Consider the following 22,094-nt stretch of genomic DNA (forward strand, 5'->3'; position numbering starts at 1 on the left):
GCGACAGGACGGCGCGGAGCGACAGCCTTGAAAAAGCGCGGCGCTGTCTCAGTTTTACACGGGGAGAGAGAAGAGTGGTTCATCCGGAGGAGGTTTTTTCGTGCGGTTGTTGTTATCCTTGCTCGTCGCTGCAGGCTGCGTCATGAGCGCGCCTGCATTTGCCCTTGATGCGCCGGCGTCGCCGCCGGGCGAAAAGCCTCTGAAGAACTTCGTGACCTCGGTTGAGACGGACGGCTCGATCACGTTCCGCCTTTTCGCCCCTTCAGCGAAGGCCGTCTCCGTCGGCCTCGGCGCGCGCGATCCCATCGCCATGCAAAAAAGCGACGACGGCACCTGGAGCGCGAAGACCGAGGTCCTGAAGCCCGATCTCTACGAGTATTACTTCAACATCGACGGCTTCCGCAGCATCGACACCGGCACCAACGCGCCGAAGCCGCAGCGGCACGTCAATACCAGCCTCATCCTCGTACCCGGCAGCATTCTCGACATCCGGAAGGTGCCGCATGGCGACCTGCGGCTGGTGACCCTGCATTCCAAGGCGCTGAACTCGGAACGGCAGATGTATGTGTACACGCCGCCCGGCTATAACGCCGCCTCCAAGCCGCTGCCTGTACTCTATCTCTATCACGGCTTCGGCGACACGGTCGGCTCATGGGTTGCGCAAGGGCGCGCGCCGCAGATCCTCGATAATCTCCTCGCCGAGAAAAAGATCGAACCGATGATTGTCGTGATCCCCGACACGGAAACCGACGTGCCGGATGCGATCGCCGAGAACATGCCCGCTTCGGACATCCGCAAGGTGTTCTTTCCTGCCAATGCCGAAGCCGCCGATCGCGAGCTTGTCGAAGACCTGATTCCCTATATGAAGCAACACTATCGGGTGCGGAACGATGCGGACGGCCGCGCCGTCGCCGGTCTTTCGCAGGGCGGCTACCAGGCCCTTGTCTCCGGCCTCTCGCATCTCGGCACCTTCGCCTGGGTCGCGACCTTCAGCGGCGTTAGCACCGTGAGCTCACCGAACAAGGCTGTCGATGCGGCGCTGAACGAGCCGGAGAAGATCAACAAGGCGCTACGCAATTTCACAGTGACGGTCGGTAGCAGGGACGACGTCGTCGGCAAGGACGTGACCGGCCTGAAGGCGACGCTCGAAGAGAAGAAGATCAAGCACGAATATCACGAATATCCAGAGCTCCAGCATGAGATGGCTGTCTGGCGGCCGTCGCTCGTGGCCTTCCTGGAGAAGGTCTTCAAGAAATAGCGGGAAACGATGGCGGCGGAACTATTCCGCCGCTTCCGCCTGTGCCGATTGTGCGCTCTCCCGGCGCAGTATCATGCGGTGAGCGGCGAGCACGGCGCCGCCGGTCACGAGCAGGCAGGCAAGCGCAATGCCCCAGCTCGGCTCCGCGAAACCAAACAGTGTCAGGATCAGCGTCGACAGCAGCGGTGCGGCATAGCTCGCCGCTCCGAGAATCTGGATGTCGCCGTTCTTGACGCCATAGTCCCAGGCATAGAAGGCCGCTCCAACGGGAAAAAGGCCAAGCCCGAGCACGGCCACCCATTGCCCTGCGCTCTCCGGCCAGATCGTCTCCTCAAGGCCGAGATGGCAGAAGAAGGAAAGGATTGCCGTGACGAGGCAGAAGATGGTGACGACATCGGTTGAAACCGCCTCGAAGCGACGCGTGATCAGCGAATAGCCGGACCAGGTGAAGGCACACAGGAACGCCGCCCCGTAGCCGACCGCATAGGCACCTTCGAAATGAAAGCCGTTGCGCCCGACTATGAGGACCGTGCCCGCCAATCCCATGAGCGCGCCGACGATATGATACCAGCGCAGCCGCTCGCCGGGGAGCAATGCAGAGCCGACGACGATCAACAGCGGCCAGAGATAGGCGATGAGCCCTGCTTCCACCGCCGGCGCATGGCGCAGCGCGGTAAAATACAGGAAATGATAGCCGAACAGGCCGACGATGCCCGTGATCCAGACCTTTGCCGGCTGCCGAAGCAATTGCAAACGCTCCGGTTTCAGCAGCAGGACGACGATGCCTGGAATGCTGCCGATGGCAAAGCAGATGGCGAGCAGCTGAAATGGCTGCATCTTGCCGGACGCCACCGTCAAAAGCGCCAGGAACGACCACATCAGGATGGCCGAAAAACCCGTCAATGTCGCGCGAAACTTCACCCCTGCCCCCAGCTCGTTACCGCGGACATCCTCCGGCCCGCTAGCTGCCGTATTTCACGGCCGTAATCGTCACCGTCCCGTATTGCGTCGGTATGCGGACGTAGACTGGAGCATATACATTCATGGCATCCGCCTTGGCAAACCAGATCTCCATATTGTCGCTCTTGGCGAGATAGAGATAATCCTTACGTGTGCTCTTGTAGCCGCTCTTCGGCGTGAATCGCACGCCGCAGGCAACCGTCTTGCCCTTGAAACCATCGGTCGAAAAAGGATGCGAGCCCTTCGGCGACAGTTTCAGATCCATCCGCATCTCGCCGTCGAAAACAGCCAGCGTCTGGTTGCAGAGATTGAGGCTTGGCGTGATCGGAAAGATCATTCCGGAAATCGGATCAAGCACGGATTTCAAGTCCGCGTCGGTGATGGGCACCCAGTTGTCCGGCCGCTTCGGCTCCGGCGTAATCGTGTTCGAGGTTACGCTGCCATTGGTATAGGCAACGTCATAGGTGCGTTCCTTCTTCCCACTCTTGTAGAAGAGCGTGTAGTGCGAAGCCTGCAGCTTGTTGTCGTCGACGACCCCGGTCACATCGGTCCTGGCATCGATCGATGTCACGAGATCTGCAAGCCCCGCGGAGGTGATATTGCCGCGGATGGTGAATTGCTTTCCGGTGACCTCGGTCTTGAAATCCGCCCTGGCGATCGGCAGGCCGGCCAGTGAAACGCGATAGCGCGTTTCATGCCGCAGCACGTCGGCCAATGCCACCGACGGCATCGACGCAACGATTGCTGAAATAAGAAGCCACTTCCGAATTTGAACCATGATCAGGGCCTTCAACGAGGATCAGGCAGGATATATAGATACGATGTCCGCCCGCTGCGAGCGCCAGACAACAGCAGCTTTTTGACGGAATTGCGGGAAAACACAAGGTTTGGCTTGACGCGGCCGGCCTCTCTGACTATAGAACCGCAACTTTCCAATTATGGCCCGTTGGATTGCGTGCCGGGTGTTGCCCGGGATGTTTATCCGATGGCCGAGAAAAACAAAAGTAGGTGTACCATGTCCCGCATGTGTGAATTGACCGGCAAGGCCGTCCTCGTGGGCAACAACGTTAGCCACGCCAACAACAAGACCAAGCGTCGGTTCCTGCCGAACCTCTGCCAGGTCACGCTGATCTCCGACGTTCTCGGCCAGCGCTATCGCCTGCGCGTTTCCGCTGCAGCGCTTCGCTCGGTCGAACATCGCGGCGGTCTCGACTCTTTCCTCATCAAGGCAAGCGAAAACGAACTCAGTATGCGCGCTCGCCTGCTGCGTCGTCAGATCGTCAAGAAGTCTGCTGAAGCTGCTGTTGCTGCCTAAGCACTAGCGTTTCGCGACATCATACCGGCTAAGAGGCTTGTACGGATAGGATCCGCTCAGGCCTTTTTCCATGTCCGGTTTATTTCAACTGGTGGCATCTCCCAGGATAAAAAAATGCTGACAGCACGTCATACCCTTGTCTACGTTATGCTGATGACGCTGGTCGTCGTCGCCTCCAATATCCTCGTGCAGTATCCGCTGCAGGCCACGCTAGCCGGCATCAATCTTGCGGATATCCTGACCTGGGGCGCTTTCACCTATCCTGTCGCCTTCCTCATCACTGATTTGACCAATCGCCAGTTCGGCCCGAAGGCTGCGCGCAAGGTGGTGTTTACCGGCTTCGTCGTCGGCGTCGCCCTGTCGTTCTATACGGCACAGCCTCGCATCGCGATTGCCTCCGGCTCGGCCTATCTCGCCGGCCAGCTGCTCGATATCTCGGTCTTCAACCGCCTGCGCCGCATGGCCTGGTGGCGCGCCCCCCTGTTCGGCTCGCTGATCGGCTCGACGCTGGATACGATGATCTTCTTCTCATTTGCTTTTGCGCCCTTCTTCGTCTTCTTCGGGCCGAACGATCCTTTCGCGATCGATTGGGCGCCGATCCTTGGCACCTTCGCCACCTCGGCACCGCGTTGGATTTCCTGGGCGATCGGCGATTTCTCGGTGAAGGTGACCGTCGGCCTTGTCATGCTGCTGCCCTATGGCGCACTGATGAACACCCTGAAGCCGATATCGCAGGCGCCTACCGCCTGAGCGGTTAATTGTTCGGCGCGGATCGCTCTCGGTACGCGCCGAAACACTCTCTAAGAGCATTTGCGCATTCCGGACGGAAAACCGCTGGGCGCTTTTCCTGGCGTTGCTCTAGCGATAAGATAGGCAGGTCAGAACGGCGGCCGCGAATGCGGCCGGATCTTCCGCCATCATCAAATGGCCGGTGTCGGCGATATTGAGCCGCGCCGTGCAGAGATCATTCGCCCAATCGGGAACATCCCAACCTTCCGCGGAACGACGCCCGGCGATGAGATAGACGGGAATGTCGGACTGCAGGACACTGCGGATAGCATCGAGATAAACGGCTTCTCCCGTCGCCGCCACAACCGCCTTGGCCTGTGCTTTGATGGTCGACGCCGGCTGATTCGCAAGCCAAGCTCTCGCAAGTGACGACGTCCATTCGTTGATCTGCACGCCGGCACCGGCAATCCACGCGTCCGGATCGGCCTGATAGCCGGAGACGATGCGAGCCACTTCCTCGTCCGGCTTCACGGCAATCTGCCCCGACCAGAACGCATCCTTCAAGGTCAAATTGCCTTCAACACTCGTCAGCGATTCGACGAGCTCGGGAAAATGCCGGGCGACGAGCACCGAAACCGCACCACCGACCGAATGTCCAACCAGATGCACCTTGCCCGCACCAATACCGGATATGAAATCTGCGATGTGGCGCGCTTGATCGAGAAGGGTCAGGCTACCGGTATTTGCCCTACGGTTGCGGCCATAGCCAATAAGATCCGGAGCATGAATCTCGGCATTGCCGAAAGCAGCCAAGATCTTGGGATCATTCAGGCTGCCAAAAAGCCCATGCACCAGGACGATAGGTTTGTTGGGAATAGACATGTCGGAGAATCCCATTGTTGGAGCAAAGCGTCGCTTAGCTCGTCACAAAAATTTCCTCAATGCGGCAGTTCGGTGCTGAGAATAAAATCGGTCTGCGTCGGCTCTAGTTTTGACTGACGAGATCTTCGTCACGTAAGCGAAATTCCAGCATCAGACTGCGCTGCAGGATCGAATGGTTATCGTCCGAGATCAGAATGAGGTGAAGGGAGCCATCGGCGGCGCGAAAAACGTCTATGCCTTCCATATTATCGATCTGGTCCCGGGCGTTGGCCTCGAAGATCACCTTGCCGTCCACCACGGCGTCCGGCTTGATATCCGCGCCGGCAATGCGGCGGATGCGCACGCCAAGACCATGTGCCAGCCCGAAGCGCCGCTCCAGCAACAAGAGGTCGCCATCAGGCAGGAAGACGCCGTCGCTGACGTCGAAACCATCATAATGGCGGACTGCGAAGCGACCGTGCAGCGGGCCGTCGAGAACGGCGGCCACCATGTTGCCCTGCTCATCGAGGCTATCTTCCGTGATGATGACGGCCGCTCCGGCAAGCGGGCTCGATTGCGGCGCGATCATCAGCGCTTCGAGGCTGCGGTTGGAACGCAGCTGCAGCCTCGGAATGGGGATCGGCAAGCTATTGTCCGGCGGTGAAATCTCGAAACCCGGATCGGGATAGATATCGACGCGATGATATTGCTCATAACTCACGAGGACATGATCGTCACGCAACGCCAGGCCCTCGGCGTCCATCGCACCTGTTCCCGCATCGATGCTGCCGCGGCGATCCATCATCGGCATGATGCGTGCCTCGGCAATGCCTTTCAGCCGCCCCTTCTCATCGCGCTCTATGGCACCCGTCAGCCAGTGCCCGGTATCCAGCACCGAAACGAAATGCCGCTGATCGGGACGAAGGCGGATAGCTGAGATGGCACCTAAAAGCGCATTGTCCGAGCTAAGCTCAAGACCGCCGATAAACTCCAGAGCTCCGAACTGCGTTTGCTGCGAACCAGGCCTGAAGGTTGAGATGACGTTCGCACGGATATTGGCCGGACCGCCATCGTCGGCCTTGTCTGCGGCATCGCATCCAGCAAGCGGCAATGCCAGCATCGCTGTCAGAATGATGTAGGACACCGTGGCACGCCAGCCCTTGCGGCAGGTATCGGCAAAGAATGGCATCGGCCCGCAGGCCGATGCGAAAGGAAGCCGGAGCGGGCTCAGCTTGCGCGGCGCATGCGCGAACGCGGCATGCTTGCCTGGTCCTCGAACAGCGAGGCAAGTTGCTCGGTCATGGCGCCGGCAAGCTCGTCGGCGTCGACGATCGTGACGGCGCGGCGATAGTAGCGCGTCACGTCGTGACCGATGCCGATCGCCAGCAGTTCGACAGGGGAACGCGTCTCGATCTGGTAGATGACAGCGCGCAGATGCCGTTCCAGATAATTGCCCGGATTGACCGACAGCGTCGAATCATCGACCGGCGCGCCGTCCGAAATCATCATCAGGATACGACGCTGTTCGCGGCGACCGAGCAGGCGGTTATGCGCCCAGATCAGTGCTTCGCCGTCGATATTCTCTTTGAGCAGGCCCTCGCGCATCATCAGGCCAAGATTGCTGCGTGACCGGCGATAAGGCTCGTCCGCAGACTTGTAGATGATGTGACGCAGATCGTTCAGACGACCCGGTGTCTGCGGCTTACCGCTGGCAAGCCACTTCTCGCGCGCCTGTCCGCCCTTCCAGGCCTTGGTGGTGAAGCCGAGAATCTCGACCTTCACGCCGCAGCGCTCGAGCGTCCGGGCAAGAATGTCCGCACAGGAGGCCGCAACGGTGATCGGCCGCCCACGCATCGAGCCGGAATTGTCGATCAGCAGCGTCACGACCGTATCGCGGAACTGCGTATCGCGCTCCATCTTGAAGGACAGCGCCTGCATCGGGTCGATGATCAAGCGCGTCAGGCGCGCCGGATCGAGATAACCCTCTTCCAGATCGAAATCCCACGAGCGGTTCTGCTGCGCCATGAGGCGGCGCTGCAACCGGTTGGCAAGCCGGCCCACGGCACCCTGCAGATGCGCAAGCTGCTTGTCGAGGAAGGCGCGCAAGCGCTCGAGCTCGGCCACGTCGCATAGTTCCTGTGCGGTCGTGGTCTCGTCGAACTCCTCGGTGTAGACGTGATAGTCGACCTTTTCGTTGAAGTCGGCGAAAGGCGTGTTCGGACGGCGGGTCTCGCCCGGCGTTTCCGAATCCTCCTCGCCCTCTTCGCTCATGTCGTCGTCGGAGATCTCGCCGCCGTCTTCGGTCGCGCCATCCTCCATCTGCTCGTCGGAGGCTTCGCTGTCTTCGGCCGGCGCGGCATCGGAGCCTTCGTCTTCCTTGACGTCGTCGTTATCCTGATCTTCGCCGTTCGGCTTGTCTTCTTCGCTCTGCTGGTCTTCGCTGTCAGGCTCGGACTGCTCGTCGCCATATTCCTCAGCCATTTCCATGGCCGACAGCATGTTGCGGATGACGCGGGCAAAGCTCTGCTGGTCGTTGATGGCAGACAGCAGATTGTCGAGTTCGCCGCCGGTCTTTTCCTCGATGAAGGGGCGCCAGAGGTCGAGAACCTTGCCGGCGCTTTCCGGTGGCTTCTGACCGGTCAGCTTCTCGCGCACGATCATCGCCATGGCTTCGCCGATCGGCGCATCTTCCTGCCGCTCGATACCGGAGAAATTCGCCTTGGCGTATTTTTCCGCATTCATCGAACTGATGTTCGCGGCAACGCCGCTCATCCGCAGCGAGCCGATCGATTCCACACGGGCCTGCTCGACGGCATCGAAGATGCTGCGGGCATCGGACCCCTGCGGCGCCATGACGGCATGGACGCGGGCGTCATGACAGGCTAGACGCAGCGCCATCGAATCGCCAAGCCCGCGGGTTACCGCGAGCTCATGTGTTGTCGGCCGCTTCGAAAGTTCCGGCAAGCGGATACGCTCACCGGTCATCCCCGGACGTTCATTGGCGAATGCAACTTCGACCTCGGCATCGCCGGCGATCGAGCGCACGCAGCCTGTGATCGCCCGGCGCAACGGCTCCATGTCCACCGGGGCACCCGGCTTCGCTTTGGAATTATCTCCGCGACCTGACATGATGTGTCGGCTTTTCCTTAGGCTTCGAGCACGATGTTGGCAGCACTTTCCTTCAGCTCGACGCCGAAGGCGCGCTGATAGTGCTCGGCGACCAGCGGCCGCTCCAGCTCATCGCACTTGTTGAGGAAGGTCACGCGGAAGGCAAAGGCGACGTCGCCGAAGATCTCTGCATTCTCAGCCCAGGTAATGACGGTGCGCGGGCTCATGACGGTCGAGAGGTCGCCGTTCATGAAGGCCGCACGCGTCAGGTCGGCAACGCGCACCATCTTGGAAACGGTGTCGCGGCCCTTCTCGGTGCGGAAGGACTTCACCTTCGCCAGCACGATATCGACTTCGTTGTTGTGCGGCAGATAGTTCAGCGTCGTCACGATAGACCAGCGGTCCATCTGCGCCTGGTTGATCTGCTGCGTGCCGTGATAGAGGCCGGTGGTGTCACCGAGGCCGATCGTGTTGGCGGTCGCAAACAGGCGGAAGGCCGGGTGAGGACGAATGACGCGGCTCTGGTCGAGCAGGGTCAGGCGGCCTGAGGATTCCAGAACGCGCTGGATGACGAACATCACGTCCGGACGGCCGGCATCGTATTCGTCGAAGACGAGTGCGACATTGTGCTGGTAGGCCCAGGGCAGAATACCGTCCTTGAATTCAGTGACCTGCAGCCCGTCCTTGACGACGATCGCATCCTTGCCGACGAGATCGATACGGCTGACATGGCTATCGAGGTTGATACGCACGCACGGCCAGTTGAGGCGCGCGGCAACCTGCTCGATGTGGGAGGATTTGCCGGTGCCGTGATAGCCGGAGATCATCACGCGGCGATTGTGGGCGAAGCCCGCGAGGATGGCGAGCGTGGTCTCGCGGTCGAAGAGATAGTCCGCGTCGAGATCGGGTACGTAGGCGCCGCCCTTGCTATAGGCGGGAACGCGAATGTCGGAATCAATGCCGAAGACTTCACGGACCGAAACGGTGGTGTCGGGAATCTCGGAAATATCAAGGTCAATCTTGCTCATCATGTCTCCAGGGCGGGTGGCGTTCACCCTGCCATATCAATCTCAGCCATTTTTCCGAAACGCCGCAGCTTGTTGCCCGCATCCGTTCGGTCGGAACAGCGGCGATACTTCTCCGGGACTAAAGCAAAATCTCGGCGCGATGAAATGATCGCTTGCGAGCATCCTTGAACAGAGTCCCGGACAAGAAACGCCGCGTCCGGAAAGTCGGCCGAGGTGACGCCAGCCAAAAGCACACCCTGCCGCGGTCGCCCGCGGCTTCAGCCGATTTGGACCATACCTGATTGAAGGCGGAGAGCAAGGACAGGAATTAACAAAAACCGTTCTGTTTCAATAATTGATAGGCCTGTATGACCGCGCGGAAGCGCTCCTCCGAGCCGCGGTCGCCGCCATTGGCATCCGGATGGTGCATTTTCACCAATTCCTTGTAGCGGCGCTTGATTTCGGGCGCGGTGGCGGTGGCGCCGAGGCCCATCGTGTCGAATGCCTTCGCCTCGAGCGATTTCAGCTTGCGCTGCTCCGGGAAACGCGGGCCGCGCCCCTGCCCTTCTCCTTCCTTGACGAAGCCGAAAGGATCCCGCACGCGGGAATAGGAGCCGGAGCGAATATCCGACTGCAGCGGGCTGTTCTTGGCGGCCTTGTTGACGCCGACAGTCCAGGTCGGACGATGTCCGGTAATCGCTTCCTTCTGGTAGCGCGCAATCTCCCCATCGGAGAGGCCGGAGAAATAATTATACCCCTTGTTATATTCTTTGACGTGCTCGAAGCAGAACAAAAAGAACTGCCCTTCCGCATTGCGCCCGACAGGGGCGCGATGCGTACCGTGCTTGTCGCAACCGTCCCACTGGCACGTCGGCGGGCCTTGCTCAGGCTCCTGCGCGCGTTTACGGCGGGTGCGGATACGATCGAAATATTTTGAATCAAGTCTCATGGCGTCCTAATTATGAGGCCTTGGATACCCCACAACAAGAATTGACAAACAGGAATGTTATAGGCTTTGTGGGAGCCTTTTTCGTGAGCGAGGTCGACGCGGGAATATGGAAACGACACTACAATCCCGCATTGAGGCGAAGCTCAAGGATGCGTTCGCGCCAGAGCGCCTTGCCGTCATCAATGAGAGCCACCTGCATGCCGGCCATCAGCCGGACATGACCGGAACCGGCGAGACCCATATAAGAGTTCGCATCGTTTCTGCCAAGTTCGCCGGCATGCCGCGGCTTGCCCGTCACAGGGCGATCAATGACTTGCTGAAGCCCGAGCTGGATGCCGGGCTGCACGCGCTAGCCGTGGAGCCGGCAGCACCCGGAGAAGCCGTTCGCTGGTAGCAGCAGACAATATTCCTACTGCGGCTTCACCTCTTCCGTCTCGGCGGGACGGATGCGCAGCTTGGTGATGCGGTTCTTTTCGCGTTTCATGACGATGAAGCGTTTGCCGTAGAAGGTGAAGGCCTGCCGCTCCTCGGGAATGGTCATCGATTCGTGGATGACGAGACCGGCAATCGTCGTTGCCTCCTCGTCGGGCAGGTTCCAGTCGAGCGCACGGTTGAGGTCGCGAATCGGCACGACACCATCGACGACGATCGAACCGTCGGCCTCCTGCCGAACACCCTGAATGTCGAGATCGTGCTCGTCGGCGATGTCGCCGACGATTTCCTCGAGAATATCCTCCAACGTCACGATGCCCTGCACCTCGCCATATTCGTCGACGACGACGGCGAAATGCTGCTTGCGACGCAGGAAGGCGTTGAGCTGGTCTTCGAGATTGGTGCTGTCGGGCACGAACCACGGCTTTTGTGCAATCTTGACGATATCGAGGTTTTCCGGCTCGACATTCGGCTCCGCCAGCGCCCGCAGCAGATCCTTGGCGTGCACGACGCCGATGATGTTGTCGATCGTGCCGCGCCAGAGCGGCATGCGTGTGTAGGGGCTATCGAGGATGGCGCGCACGACCAATTCCGGCTGATCGTCGGCATTGATGGCGCGCATCGCCGTGCGATGCACCATGATGTCGGAAAGTTCCAGCTCGCCGAGGTCGAGCACACCGCCCAGACGGTCGCGGTCCGCCTTGACCACCGAGCCCTCGCGGTGCAGCAGATCGACCGCGCCGCGCAGTTCCTCATGCGCCGACAGCATCGACACCTCCCTCGAGAGGTTGATACCGAAAATGCCGAGAATCCAGCGGACGATGGCGTTGACGAAGCTCGACACCGGGCCGACGACGGCAACGAAGAGCCGTACCGTACCGGCCACGTTCAAGGCAAAGCGATCGGGTGTGGAAATTGCCCAGCTCTTCGGCAGCACTTCGGCGAAGATGACGAGGATGACGGTCATGGCGATGGTCGCAAGGGCGACACCCGAAGCGCCGAAGAGACCGAGAAACACACTGGTCGCAAGCGAAGACGAGAGGATGTTGGCGAGATTGTTGCCGATCAGCAGCGCGCCGATAAGACGGTCGCGGCGCTCGATCAGGCGCCGTACGATACCCGCCTGCGCATCACCATTGGCTTCCAGCGTATAAATGCGGCTGCGCGAAACGGCTGTCAGCGCCGTCTCCGAACCGGAAAAGAAGGCCGATAGCAGCACGAGCGCGACGATCGAAAGTATCTCGGGCCAGTATTCCAACAAGACAGCCAGCGTGCCCTCTATCGTCATCAGGGATGCTTTTCCTTAAGGAAGCTCAGGACTTCGGACGACGGTACATTATCGGCAATGAAGGACTGACCGATGCCATGAGTAAGGATGAAGGTAAGCTTGCCGCCCTTGACCTTTTTGTCCTGCGCAATCGCGTCCATCAACACTTCCGCGGACGGCAGCTCGCCTGGGATATCGCTCATCCGGGTCGGCAGACCGACGGCCTTCAGATGCGCCTCGACGCGCTTGGCGTCATCGGGGCTTGCCAGATTGAGGCGGGCAGAAAACTCATGCGCCAGCACCATGCCGATGGAGACACCTTCGCCGTGCACCAGCCGGCTGCTGTCATAGGCGGTCGCGGCCTCCAGCGCGTGGCCGAAAGTATGGCCGAGATTGAGCAGGGCGCGCGGGCCATTTTCCCGCTCGTCGGCAACGACGACATCGGATTTCGCCTGGCAGCTCGCGGCGATCGCCTCGATGCGGGCGGCACCGCCGGCAAAGACCTGCTTCCAGTTCGTCTCAAGCCAGGCGAAGAAATCCGGCTTGTCGATCAGGCCGTATTTGGCGACTTCCGCATAGCCAGCGCGAAATTCGCGTTCGCTCAGCGTATTCAGCACATCAATATCCGCCAGCACCAGATCGGGCTGGTGGAAGACGCCGACAAGGTTCTTGCCGTGATGGGTATTGATGCCGGTCTTGCCGCCCACGGAGGAATCCACCTGCGACAGGAGCGAGGTCGGGATCTGCACGAAGCGAACGCCGCGGCGCACGATGCCTGCGGCAAAGCCCGAGAGATCGCCGATGACGCCGCCGCCGAGCGCGATCACGGCGTCGTTGCGCTCAACCCGCGCGGTCAGCACGGCGTTGCAGACGGTAATCAGATGTTCGAAGCTCTTGGTCTTCTCGCCCGCCGGCAGCACCAGGCTGGATGCCTGGATGCCCTCGGCCTCAAGGCTGGCAAGCAGTGCATTCAGATAATATGGCGCAACGTTTTCGTCGGTAATGACGGCTGCCCTGCGACCTTTCAGCCGTGCAGCTATTTCGCGACCGGCTCTGGCGATCAGGCCCGGGCCGATCAGGATATCATAGGCGCGCTCGCCGAGAGGCACGCGCACGAGGCGCTCCGCGGGGGCCGGGCTAATCGCATTCATGGCATTTGGCTTTCTGCTTGCTTACCCTCGACGATGGCGGCAAGGACTTCCTTGGCCATGACTTCCTTGCTCACATCGCGGGACAGAACCGTAAGATCGGCTTCCGCATAGATCGGATAGCGCGCATTCATCAGGTTCTCGAGGGTCTGTTTCGGATTTTCGGTCTTCAGCAGCGGGCGCGTATCACGCTTGTTGACCCGCTCCCAGAGCACGTCGAGATCGGCGTTGAGCCAGACGGAAAGGCCGCCGCGCTTGATGTGCTGCCGCGTGTTGTCGTTGATGAAAGCGCCGCCGCCGGTCGAAACCACGCGCGGACCACCCCGCAACAGCCGCTTGATGACGCGCGTCTCCAGCGCGCGGAACTCCTGCTCGCCATAAGTGGCGAAAAGCTCGGTAATCGTCATGCGCGATACGCGCTCGATCTCCGCATCCGTATCAACGAAGGGAATGCCAAGCTGCTGCGCAACCAGCCGGCCGACCGAGGACTTACCCGCCCCCATCAATCCCACGAGAACAAGATTACGCCGGCCGAGCGCTGCGCGCGCCTTGTCTCTGAGGCTTTCTGCAAGGGTCAGGACTTGTTCACTCATTGGCCCATTCACTATTTCTTTGGAAACGGTATCGTCAAATGCGCCGGTAGCGTCAAGACGCCGCCGCGTAAACATGTCTGCAATATCCTTTCGCTAACGCTTGATGGATATGATTTTTGCGTCGCCAGACCTTCGACTGGGACGAGGAGTGTGTACGAATGCCGACCCTGTTTCGCTTCCTTGTCATCTGCGCGGTGATCGGCGGATCGATATATGGGGCAATGTGGGCGCTCGCTCTCTTCGTCAGTCCGCAGCCGCGCGAGATCACCATTCGCATTCCGTCGGAGCGCATCAATCCGCCCGTCACCGGCAATCCAGTCACCGGCAATCCAGCCACTGGCAATCCACCCGTCACCGGCTCGTTGAAGCAATGAATGAGAGGGTTGGCGTGAGAGATCTTGGCCGGGCACATCTGGAAGCCTTTCTGGAAATGATGAGCGCCGAGCGCGGGGCTGCGGTCAACACTCTGCAATCCTACGAGCGCGATCTCGACGATCTCCACTCCTTCCTGTCCGAGCGCAGCGTCCGCCTGACCGATGCGGGCTCGGGCGAACTCGGTGCTTATCTCTCCTCGCTCTCGGCGCAGGGCTTCAAGCCCTCCTCCCAGGCGCGACGGCTCTCGGCCATGCGCCAGTTCTACAAGTTCCTCTATGCGGAAGGCTTGCGCACGGACGACCCTACGGGAATCCTCGATGCGCCGAAGAAGGGGCGCCCCCTCCCGAAAACCATGGGTGTTGAGGAAGTCACTCGCCTCCTGACCCGGGCCGAAACCGAGGCGGCGACCGCAGGACCTGATCAGCTGCAGCGCCAAAGGATGCTGGTGCTGTTAGAATTGCTCTATGCGACCGGCATGCGCGTCAGCGAACTCGTTACCCTGCCGGCCAAGGTGCTCGATCATGAAGGGCGCTTCCTGATCATCCGCGGCAAGGGAAACAAGGAAAGGCTGGTACCGCTGTCGCAATCGGCGATTGCCGCGCTGAAGGTCTACGGACAGCTGCAAGCGGAGCTTGCGGCAAATGCGAAACAGCCGGCACCGGAAAGCCCCTGGCTCTTTCCCGCCGCCTCACGGGAAGGCCATCTGCCGCGCCAGGTCTTCGCCCGCGACCTGAAGGATCTCGCCATCCGCGCCGGGCTGACGCCCTCCATGATCTCGCCGCACGTCATGCGCCATGCCTTTGCCAGCCATCTTCTGGCGAACGGCGCAGATCTGCGCGTGGTGCAGGAATTGCTTGGCCATTCGGACATTTCGACCACGCAAATTTATACACATGTGCTGGAAGAACGCCTACATCAGCTCGTGCAAACGCATCACCCCCTTGCCAAACAGGCAAAAAAACTGGATTAGGACCGGCATACTGGCTAAAGCCGCCTTCTCTCGTCCCGCGCAAAAGGATCGGAAACGCACCTCATGCACAATTATCTCGACTTCGAAAAACCCATCTCGGATCTCGAAGGCAAGATTCACGAGCTCAAGAAACTGGCGAGCGAAGACGAAAGCATCGACACTTCCGACGAAGTGACGCGGCTCGAAATCCGCGTTCGCGAGGCGACCGCCGACATTTATTCCAAGCTCAACGCCTGGCAGAAGACACAGGTCGCCCGCCATCCGCAGCGGCCGCATTTCGTCGATTACGCCAATGCGCTGCTGACGGAATACACGCCGCTCGCCGGCGACCGCAAGTTCTCCGAGGACGCAGCCATCCAGGCGGGCTTTGCTCGTTTTCGCGGCCAGCCTGTCGCGATCATCGGCCAGGAAAAGGGTCACGATACCAAGAGCCGCCTGAAGCATAATTTCGGCAGCGCCCGCCCCGAAGGCTATCGCAAGGCGATCCGCATCATGGAAATGGCCGACCGTTTCCAGATTCCGGTGATTACGCTCGTCGATACCGCAGGCGCCTATCCGGGCGTCGGCGCGGAAGAACGCGGCCAGGCGGAAGCGATCGCCCGCTCGACCGAGATCAGCCTTGCCCTCAAGGTGCCGATCGTCTCGATCGTCATCGGCGAAGGCGGCTCCGGCGGTGCCATCGCCATCGCCGTCGGCAACCGCGTCTATATGCTCGAGCACTCGATCTACAGCGTGATTTCGCCCGAAGGCGCAGCGTCCATCCTGTGGCGCGATTCCACTCGCGCCAAGGAAGCTGCGACCGCCATGAAAATCACCGCCGACGACCTGAAGGGCCTCGGCGTGATCGATGGCATCATTCCGGAACCGCTTGGCGGCGCGCATCGCGATCCGCAGAGCGTGATCGCCGCAACCGGCGACATCATCGCCAATGCATTGAGCGAACTTTCCAGCCGTTCGGGCGAGCAACTGCGCAACGACCGCCGCCAGAAGTTCCTAAATATTGGCCGCAATCTCTAGAGTGCCGTGCTTCCTTCGGAAGCACGGCACTCTATCTCTTTTACTCTACGCATCAGGCTTTCCGAAAATCGATCCCGATTTTCGGGCCGATGTTGTAGGCTGCAGCCTGAGAATTTGATCGCAAAAGGGGAATGGGGCCAAATCTTGGCCACATTCCTGTTATCGAAGCGTTATGGCAAAGAAAAACTTGCCAGCGAGGCTCAGCCACGTCATAGGCTGGTAAGGATTTCTCAAGTATAAGCCTTTTATGATTCCGTTTCATGCTTCGAGGGGAGCGGCGAAACAGATCGAGCTGTCGCTCTTCGCATTTATGGGCCAAGTCAGAATGCGCATCCGTCACCTTGCTTATGTTTCCATGATGACGCTGGCTCTCGCTGGCTGTAACGACGCACTCGATACAGCGTCGATCGACCTGTCGAAGGTAAAGAACAAGGTCGAACAGCCGCTGCCGAGCCACATCATTGCCGATATGGCAAAGAAGGGCATGGATCGCAATTCGCCGATCATGATCCGTATCTTCAAGGAAGAAGGTACGATGGAGATCCTGAAGGCGAACCAGAGCAACCGTTTCGAAGTCATTGCGAGCTACAGCATCTGCGCCTGGTCTGGCCGCCTCGGCCCCAAGGTCAAGGAAGGCGACCGGCAAGCGCCGGAAGGCTTCTACATGCTGACGCCGGCCAACCTGAACCCGAATTCGAAGTACTATCTTGCCATCAACACCGGCTTTCCGAACCGGTATGACGCCGCCAACGGCCGCAGCGGCAACAATCTGATGATCCACGGCGCCTGCTCGTCGTCGGGCTGCTATTCGATGACCGACCAGCAGGTGCTGGAAATCTATGCTTTCGCGCGCGACGCCTTCAAGGGCGGCCAGAAAGCAGTACAGCTAGAGGCATTTCCCTTCCGCATGACGGCGGAAAACATGTGGAAGCACCGCCTGAGCCCGAATATCGAATTCTGGAAAATGCTGAAGGTCGGCTACGACAATTTCGAAGTGACCAAACGGCCGCCCGAGGTCGAGGTGTGCGAGAAGAAATACGTCTTCAACCAGCAGGCCAGCGGCCCGTTCAATGCCGGCGGCAAATGCCCGGTCATGACGACCCCGCCTGCCCTGCAGGTGGCGCTTGCGACTTACGACAAGCAGTATCAGGCAGACTATGCGATGGCCACGAAGAAGTTTGACGGCTTGGCCTGGTACGACCCAAGCGAGGCCGAGCGTAAGGCTGTCGTCGCCAAGCAGCGTAAGGGCCACGATATCGCCTATGCTCCCACAGGCACCGCACTTGCCGCCGGCAAGATGATGAAGGTCGCGGACCTCGAGTCGGCGATGTCCAATCAGTCGGCGCAGCAGGTCGCGCGCGGCGGCACCGTCGCAAGCCCGACGACGACGGCAAGCATCCGCCTCGCGACGGCGGCTCCGGGTACTGCTGCACCGCAAGCTGGCGGCCCGCTGCTCGCATCCAACGTTCCGGCGAATGTCCCGATCCCGATGGCGAACCCGATGAACTCCGGTCCCGCCGTCAGCGCGCTCGCCTATGCGCAGAATCCAGCCGTCGAAACGGCACAGACCGAGCCGCCGAAAAAGCCGCCATTCTGGAAATTCTGGGCCAAGAGTGAGTAATCACGACGCCGAGATCTACGATCTGCGCGGACTGAAGTGCCCCTATCCGGCAATCAAGACGGAAAAGCGCCTGCGCGGCATGCCGAGCGGCGCGACGTTGGCCGTGGAAACGACCGATCCTCTTGCCGTCATCGACATTCCGCATCTCTGCAATGAAAAAGGCCATACGCTTCTCGCCAGCGAGAAGACCGAAAGCGGCCACCGCTTCACCATCCGCAAGGGTTGATCAGAGCGGCTAAAGCGCGTCGTGGCCGCAAAACCGCGGCACACTTGGCGCGACATGCTTTAGAAGCGCATCCCCGGAACAGCGAGCGGATTGTCCTGCAGCGCTGCCCTATCCGGCGTATCGACGCGCGGCTTACTGAGGAAGGCGTCGAACAGGCCTTTCACGAAGTCTTCGGGCAGGTCCTTGGTGATAACAACCATACGCGTGCGCCGGTCTTCCGGATCAGGCCATGCCGGCAGCCGTACCGGCGGATGGAAGATATTCTGCACGCCATGCAGCACGACGGGCTTTTCCGGCCGGTCCGAGACGGCAACGATCGCCTTCATGCGCAGCAGCTTTTCGCCATGCGCCGACCGCAGCAGATCGATGAACATCTCCAGCGCCATGGGATCGATGGGCTGCGTCTCGACGATCGAGAACGACCGGATCGATCCGTCATGGCGCGTAACGTCATGGCCATGCTGGTGCCGATGACCGTGGTGGTGTCCATGGTGGCGGTGATGATGACTATGGTCATCATGATGATGGTCGTGATGATGATCGTGGTCATCATCATGGTGGTGATGCTCGTCCGCCTCCAGCTCGTCCTGCAGCCAACGGCCGACATCGGCGATCTTCGAGGCAGGATCGTAAAGGCCGTTGACGAGAATGGCGGCGCGGCCGGCTTCATCGCTGTCGGCATTCATGATCTGCGCCCGCGGATTGAGCGCCCGCAGCCGGCTTTCGAGCTGGGCCTCCGGCACGGCACCTGCAATCGCAGTCTTGGAGACGATCAGGCGATCGGCAACCGCAACCTGCTTGCGCGCCTCTTCATGATTGTCGAGCGTCTGCAGCCCGTTAACCGCATCGACAATGGTGATGACGCCGTCCAGATCGAAATTGGTGGCGATGATCGGGTTGCCCATGATCGACTGCATGACGGGCGCCGGATCGGCAAGGCCGGTCGTTTCGATGACGACGCGCTTCAGCGGACGGATGCGGCCGGTCTGCATGGCATCCATGAGATTCGCCAGCGTATCCACCAGCTCGCCGCGCACGGTGCAGCACAGGCAGCCATCGGACAGTTCGATGATGGAATCGCCGGAGCTTTCCACCAGCAGATGGTCGATGCCGACATCGCCGAACTCGTTGATGATGACGGCCGCGTCGCGCATATCCTCATCCTTGAGGATGCGATTGAGCAGCGTCGATTTGCCCGCACCGAGGAAACCCGTCAGGATGGCAACCGGCACTCTTTGCTGCGAAACGCTCATGATGACTATCCGATATTAAAGCAATTCCAGCAAAAGTGCGCAGCGGTTTTGCGTCTGGAATTGCGCAAGACAAAGAGATAGGGCATTTCCGCTGCTCCGCTTGAAGCGGAAATGCTCTAGAAAGTGGGGCGCGGCACGGGGATCGGCACATTGGCCGCCCGTCCGGAGATGGCGATCTTGTTGTCCTTGGTTGCCTTGTCGCCTTTGGCGGTGGCGTCGTCCGTGTCGCCCTTGACGGCGGTCGCGACGTCCTGCCCACCGATCAGGCCGGCATAGATGAAATTGGGCTCATGATCCATTTCATGGATATAGGGCGACTGGACCTTGGTGCGGCCGAACGGATCCTTGGTTTCGCTGCGGGCATGCGCGCCCTTGGCGCTGCAGATGTCGGCGGTGACATCGGCGACCTCATTCGACAATGGCGCAGTCGGCCGCAGGGTCGCCAGCGTGTCGCTGCCGTTAAGCTGATTCTGGAAGCCCTTTTCCAGGAAATTGGCCGAATCGTCGGCGCGCGCCGCCAGGCTGTCTGTGCCGAGAACGACGGAGATCAGCGTGCGGCCGTTGCGTGTCGCGGACGCGATCTGATTGAAGCCGGACGCGCAGATGAAGCCGGTCTTCATGCCGTCGGCGCCATTGAAGCGGCCGATGAGCATGTTGATATTCGGCACCTGCTTGACGCCGTTGGTGAAGCCTTCCAGCGAGAAATAGCCGGCATATTGCGGGAACTCGCGGCGCAGCGCCACGCTCAGAATGGCAAGGTCACGCGCCGTCGTATACTGGCCCTTGCCGGGCAGGCCGTTCGGGTTGATGAAATGCGAGTCGCGCATGCCGAGGCGCACAGCCTCCGCATTCATCCGCGCCACGAAGTTCGGCTGCGAGCCGCCAACGGTCTCGGCAACGGCCACCGCAAGGTCGTTTGCCGATTTGACCAGCATCATCTTCAAGGCATTGTCGAGCGTCATCTTCTGGCCCGGCTTGAAGTACATCTTGGCCGGCGGCTGCGAGGCCGAAAGCTTCGACATGACGACTGGCGTGTCGAGCTTGATCTGGCCAGACTGGAGGGCCCGGAAAGTGACGTAGCTCGTCATCAATTTCGTAAGCGAAGCAGGATACCAGCGGCGAAACGCCTCCTGCTGATCGAGAACGCGGCCAGTGCTGACATCAACGAGAATATGCGGATTGGCTCCGGCCGTCTGTGCGGTCGACACGAAAAGCATGGATGCTGCTGCGGCCACAGGGACAAGCCGCAGGGCGGCATACAAACGATTCTGCTTCGTCGGCACGATCTATCCTTCAGAAGTCCGGAATTTTCTCGAAAGCTTCGTCTATTTAACCTATATGGCTAGGAGAAGGCAAAGGCGATTGACGACTTATTTGCCGGTGGCATGCGGCACAGGCCGCGACAAACTGGCAGAGGCTGTCCGACGGGCCTGCAAGTTGAACCAGAATCGATATTGAGCAGCAGGAAAATCAGCATGCCGATCTTGAACAGAGCCGCAGAACTCCAGGGCGAAGTAACCGAGTGGCGCCGCTACATCCACACGCGGCCGGAGCTTCTTTACGCGGTTGAAAACACCGCCGCCTTCGTCGCTGAAAAGCTCCGCTCCTTCGGGGTCGACGAGGTGGTGACCGGCATTGGCCGCACCGGCGTCGTCGGCCTGATCCGCGGCAAGGGCGAAGGGCGTACGGTCGGCCTGCGCGCCGATATGGATGCTCTCCCGCTCACCGAGATATCAGGCAAGCCTTGGGCCTCCGAAACACCGGGCAAGATGCATGCCTGCGGCCATGACGGCCATACCGCCATGCTGCTGGGCGCTGCGAAATATCTCGCCGAGAACCGCAACTTCAACGGCAATATCGCCGTCATCTTCCAGCCTGCCGAAGAAGGCGGCGCCGGCGGCGACGCCATGGTCAAGGACGGCATGATGGAGCGCTTCGCAATCGCCGAAGTCTACGGCATGCACAACATGCCGGGCCTGCCGGTCGGCCATTTCGCCATCCGCAAGGGCGCGATCATGGCGGCGACGGACGAATTCACCGTTTCCATCAAGGGCGTGGGCGGTCACGCAGCCATGCCGCACCGGACGATCGATCCGATCGCCATCGGCACGCAGATCATCTCCAACCTGCAGCTCATCGCCTCACGCAGCGCCAATCCGCTGAAATCGGTCGTCGTCTCCGTGACGATGTTCAACGCCGGCCACGCGCAGAACGTCATTCCGAGCGAGGCGAGCTTTGCCGGGACCGTTCGCACGCTCGATCCGGAAATGCGCGATCTCGCCGAACAGCGCTTCAAGCAGATTGTTTCCGGCATCGCGGCAAGCCATGATGCCGAAGTCGAGATCGAGTTCCAGCGCAACTACCCGGTCACCTTCAACCATACCGACGAGACCGATCATGCGATCGCCGTCGCCGAGGAAATCGCCGGCACCGGGAATGTCATCGCCGATATCGACCCGATGATGGGCGGCGAGGATTTTTCCTACATGCTGCTCGCCCGCCCCGGCGCCTTCATCTTCGTCGGCAACGGCGACACGGCAGGCCTGCACAACCCGGCTTACGACTTCAACGACGAAGCCATCGCCCACGGCATTTCCTACTGGGTGCGGCTTGCCGAACAGCGCCTCAACGCCTGAGGCTTCGCCACCCATACCCGTGCGCCACATAAGGGCGCACGGCACCGCAAAAGCGAATTGTCCCGAGGACGTAAAAGGGCTTGGCTTCGGGCCTTTGCTTTTGTATGGATCATCCCGAGTGGTCTCGTAGCTCAGCAGGATAGAGCACCAGATTCCTAATCTGGGGGTCACGCGTTCGAATCGCGTCGAGATCACCATTATTTTAAATTCACTACCGCCTGAGAATACAATTTCATCCGCGATAATTCACCCGAATTTGCTAGCGCTTCACAAACTAGAGCGTTTCATGTTTTGACGGAAGCGTAGCCTGCGTTTGAGAAGTAGTTGGCGCACTCTTCTGGCTTGATGGTGTTGGCGAGTATGCCCAGA

Annotated in this window: 22 protein-coding genes and 1 tRNA gene; 11 read left to right on the forward strand and 12 right to left on the reverse strand. The window is 60.2% G+C overall.

Annotation, left to right across the window (positions count from 1 at the left end; translation table 11 throughout):
* Positions 1–100 precede the first annotated feature (100 nt).
* Complete coding sequence (locus GGD46_RS27890) at positions 101–1,258, forward strand: alpha/beta hydrolase-fold protein (protein WP_313206338.1); 1,158 nt, start codon at positions 101–103, stop codon at positions 1,256–1,258.
* A 21-nt stretch (positions 1,259–1,279) separates the two neighbouring features.
* Here the strand turns inward: GGD46_RS27890 and GGD46_RS27895 are convergent, their stop codons facing one another.
* Entirely contained in the window at positions 1,280–2,179 is a 900-nt protein-coding gene (locus tag GGD46_RS27895; RefSeq protein ID WP_184709991.1) for a DMT family transporter, read from the reverse strand.
* Positions 2,180–2,219: 40 nt separating this feature from the next.
* Positions 2,220–2,996 (reverse strand): DUF3108 domain-containing protein, encoded by a 777-nt coding sequence (locus GGD46_RS27900; RefSeq protein ID WP_184709993.1) that lies wholly within the window; start codon positions 2,994–2,996, stop codon positions 2,220–2,222.
* A gap of 237 nt (positions 2,997–3,233) precedes the next feature.
* Between GGD46_RS27900 and rpmB the strand changes: the two genes are divergently transcribed.
* Positions 3,234–3,533, forward strand: a complete 300-nt coding sequence (rpmB, locus tag GGD46_RS27905; protein WP_184709996.1) for a 50S ribosomal protein L28 — start codon at positions 3,234–3,236, stop codon at positions 3,531–3,533.
* Positions 3,534–3,647: 114 nt separating this feature from the next.
* Positions 3,648–4,283: a queuosine precursor transporter gene (locus GGD46_RS27910; RefSeq protein WP_184709998.1), complete on the forward strand. Its 636-nt coding sequence runs from the start codon at positions 3,648–3,650 to the stop codon at positions 4,281–4,283.
* Between the two features lie 108 nt (positions 4,284–4,391).
* Here the strand turns inward: GGD46_RS27910 and GGD46_RS27915 are convergent, their stop codons facing one another.
* From GGD46_RS27915 to GGD46_RS27935, 5 genes are all read right to left on the reverse strand, one after another.
* Positions 4,392–5,144, reverse strand: a complete 753-nt coding sequence (locus tag GGD46_RS27915; RefSeq protein WP_184710000.1) for an alpha/beta fold hydrolase — start codon at positions 5,142–5,144, stop codon at positions 4,392–4,394.
* Between the two features lie 103 nt (positions 5,145–5,247).
* Positions 5,248–6,312, reverse strand: coding sequence for an esterase-like activity of phytase family protein (locus tag GGD46_RS27920; RefSeq protein ID WP_184710002.1), 1,065 nt, complete (start codon positions 6,310–6,312; stop codon positions 5,248–5,250).
* Between the two features lie 38 nt (positions 6,313–6,350).
* Positions 6,351–8,252 carry a cobaltochelatase subunit CobT gene (gene cobT / locus GGD46_RS27925; protein ID WP_184710004.1) on the reverse strand — a complete coding sequence of 634 codons (1,902 nt, stop codon included), beginning with the start codon at positions 8,250–8,252 and terminating at the stop codon, positions 6,351–6,353.
* A gap of 17 nt (positions 8,253–8,269) precedes the next feature.
* On the reverse strand, positions 8,270–9,259 hold the full coding sequence (gene cobS, locus GGD46_RS27930; RefSeq protein WP_184710006.1) for a cobaltochelatase subunit CobS: 990 nt from the start codon (positions 9,257–9,259) through the stop codon (positions 8,270–8,272).
* Positions 9,260–9,566: 307 nt separating this feature from the next.
* On the reverse strand, positions 9,567–10,187 hold the full coding sequence (locus GGD46_RS27935; RefSeq protein WP_184710008.1) for a J domain-containing protein: 621 nt from the start codon (positions 10,185–10,187) through the stop codon (positions 9,567–9,569).
* Between the two features lie 106 nt (positions 10,188–10,293).
* Between GGD46_RS27935 and GGD46_RS27940 the strand changes: the two genes are divergently transcribed.
* A complete protein-coding gene (locus GGD46_RS27940; protein WP_184710010.1) occupies positions 10,294–10,581 on the forward strand; it encodes a BolA family protein in 288 nt (95 codons plus the stop codon).
* A gap of 15 nt (positions 10,582–10,596) precedes the next feature.
* On the opposite strand, the gene GGD46_RS27945 is transcribed toward GGD46_RS27940, so the two are convergent.
* The 3 genes from GGD46_RS27945 to GGD46_RS27955 are packed head-to-tail and all read right to left on the reverse strand — an operon-like array spanning position 10,597 to position 13,627.
* On the reverse strand, positions 10,597–11,907 hold the full coding sequence (locus GGD46_RS27945; RefSeq protein WP_184710012.1) for an HlyC/CorC family transporter: 1,311 nt from the start codon (positions 11,905–11,907) through the stop codon (positions 10,597–10,599).
* Entirely contained in the window at positions 11,907–13,037 is a 1,131-nt protein-coding gene (gene aroB, locus GGD46_RS27950) for a 3-dehydroquinate synthase (RefSeq protein WP_184710014.1), read from the reverse strand. Before aroB ends, GGD46_RS27945 begins: the two co-directional genes overlap by 1 nt.
* Positions 13,034–13,627, reverse strand: a complete 594-nt coding sequence (locus tag GGD46_RS27955) for a shikimate kinase (RefSeq protein WP_184710016.1) — start codon at positions 13,625–13,627, stop codon at positions 13,034–13,036. Before GGD46_RS27955 ends, aroB begins: the two co-directional genes overlap by 4 nt.
* A 158-nt stretch (positions 13,628–13,785) precedes the next feature.
* On the opposite strand from GGD46_RS27955, the gene GGD46_RS27960 reads away from it, so the two are divergent.
* The 5 genes from GGD46_RS27960 to GGD46_RS27980 all read left to right on the forward strand — a co-directional run bounded on the left by GGD46_RS27960 (position 13,786) and on the right by GGD46_RS27980 (position 17,836).
* Positions 13,786–14,001, forward strand: coding sequence for a hypothetical protein (locus GGD46_RS27960; RefSeq protein ID WP_184710018.1), 216 nt, complete (start codon positions 13,786–13,788; stop codon positions 13,999–14,001).
* Between the two features lie 14 nt (positions 14,002–14,015).
* Positions 14,016–14,972 (forward strand): site-specific tyrosine recombinase XerD, encoded by a 957-nt coding sequence (gene xerD / locus GGD46_RS27965; protein WP_184710020.1) that lies wholly within the window; start codon positions 14,016–14,018, stop codon positions 14,970–14,972.
* A gap of 63 nt (positions 14,973–15,035) precedes the next feature.
* A complete protein-coding gene (locus GGD46_RS27970) occupies positions 15,036–15,989 on the forward strand; it encodes an acetyl-CoA carboxylase carboxyltransferase subunit alpha (RefSeq protein WP_184710022.1) in 954 nt (317 codons plus the stop codon).
* 325 nt (positions 15,990–16,314) lie between these two features.
* Positions 16,315–17,610: a murein L,D-transpeptidase family protein gene (locus GGD46_RS27975; RefSeq protein WP_184710024.1), complete on the forward strand. Its 1,296-nt coding sequence runs from the start codon at positions 16,315–16,317 to the stop codon at positions 17,608–17,610.
* The gene (locus GGD46_RS27980) at positions 17,603–17,836 is read left to right on the forward strand and encodes a sulfurtransferase TusA family protein (protein ID WP_184710026.1); all 234 of its coding nucleotides are present in this window, start codon (positions 17,603–17,605) and stop codon (positions 17,834–17,836) included. The genes GGD46_RS27975 and GGD46_RS27980 overlap by 8 nt, the downstream gene beginning before the upstream one ends.
* A gap of 59 nt (positions 17,837–17,895) precedes the next feature.
* Here GGD46_RS27980 and GGD46_RS27985 read toward each other — a convergent pair whose 3' ends face one another.
* Entirely contained in the window at positions 17,896–19,089 is a 1,194-nt protein-coding gene (locus tag GGD46_RS27985) for a GTP-binding protein (protein WP_184710028.1), read from the reverse strand.
* A gap of 116 nt (positions 19,090–19,205) precedes the next feature.
* Positions 19,206–20,372 carry a D-alanyl-D-alanine carboxypeptidase family protein gene (locus GGD46_RS27990; RefSeq protein WP_313206339.1) on the reverse strand — a complete coding sequence of 389 codons (1,167 nt, stop codon included), beginning with the start codon at positions 20,370–20,372 and terminating at the stop codon, positions 19,206–19,208.
* A 192-nt stretch (positions 20,373–20,564) separates the two neighbouring features.
* Here GGD46_RS27990 and GGD46_RS27995 point away from each other — a divergent pair, with 192 nt between their 5' ends.
* Both GGD46_RS27995 and GGD46_RS28000 read left to right on the forward strand, forming a co-directional pair.
* On the forward strand, positions 20,565–21,725 hold the full coding sequence (locus GGD46_RS27995; protein WP_184710030.1) for a M20 aminoacylase family protein: 1,161 nt from the start codon (positions 20,565–20,567) through the stop codon (positions 21,723–21,725).
* 120 nt (positions 21,726–21,845) lie between these two features.
* A tRNA-Arg gene (locus GGD46_RS28000) sits at positions 21,846–21,922 on the forward strand.
* Positions 21,923–22,094: the final 172 nt, after the last annotated feature.

It is taken from the genome of Martinezella lusitana (assembly GCF_014207095.1).
GTDB lineage: Bacteria > Pseudomonadota > Alphaproteobacteria > Rhizobiales > Rhizobiaceae > Rhizobium > Rhizobium lusitanum_B.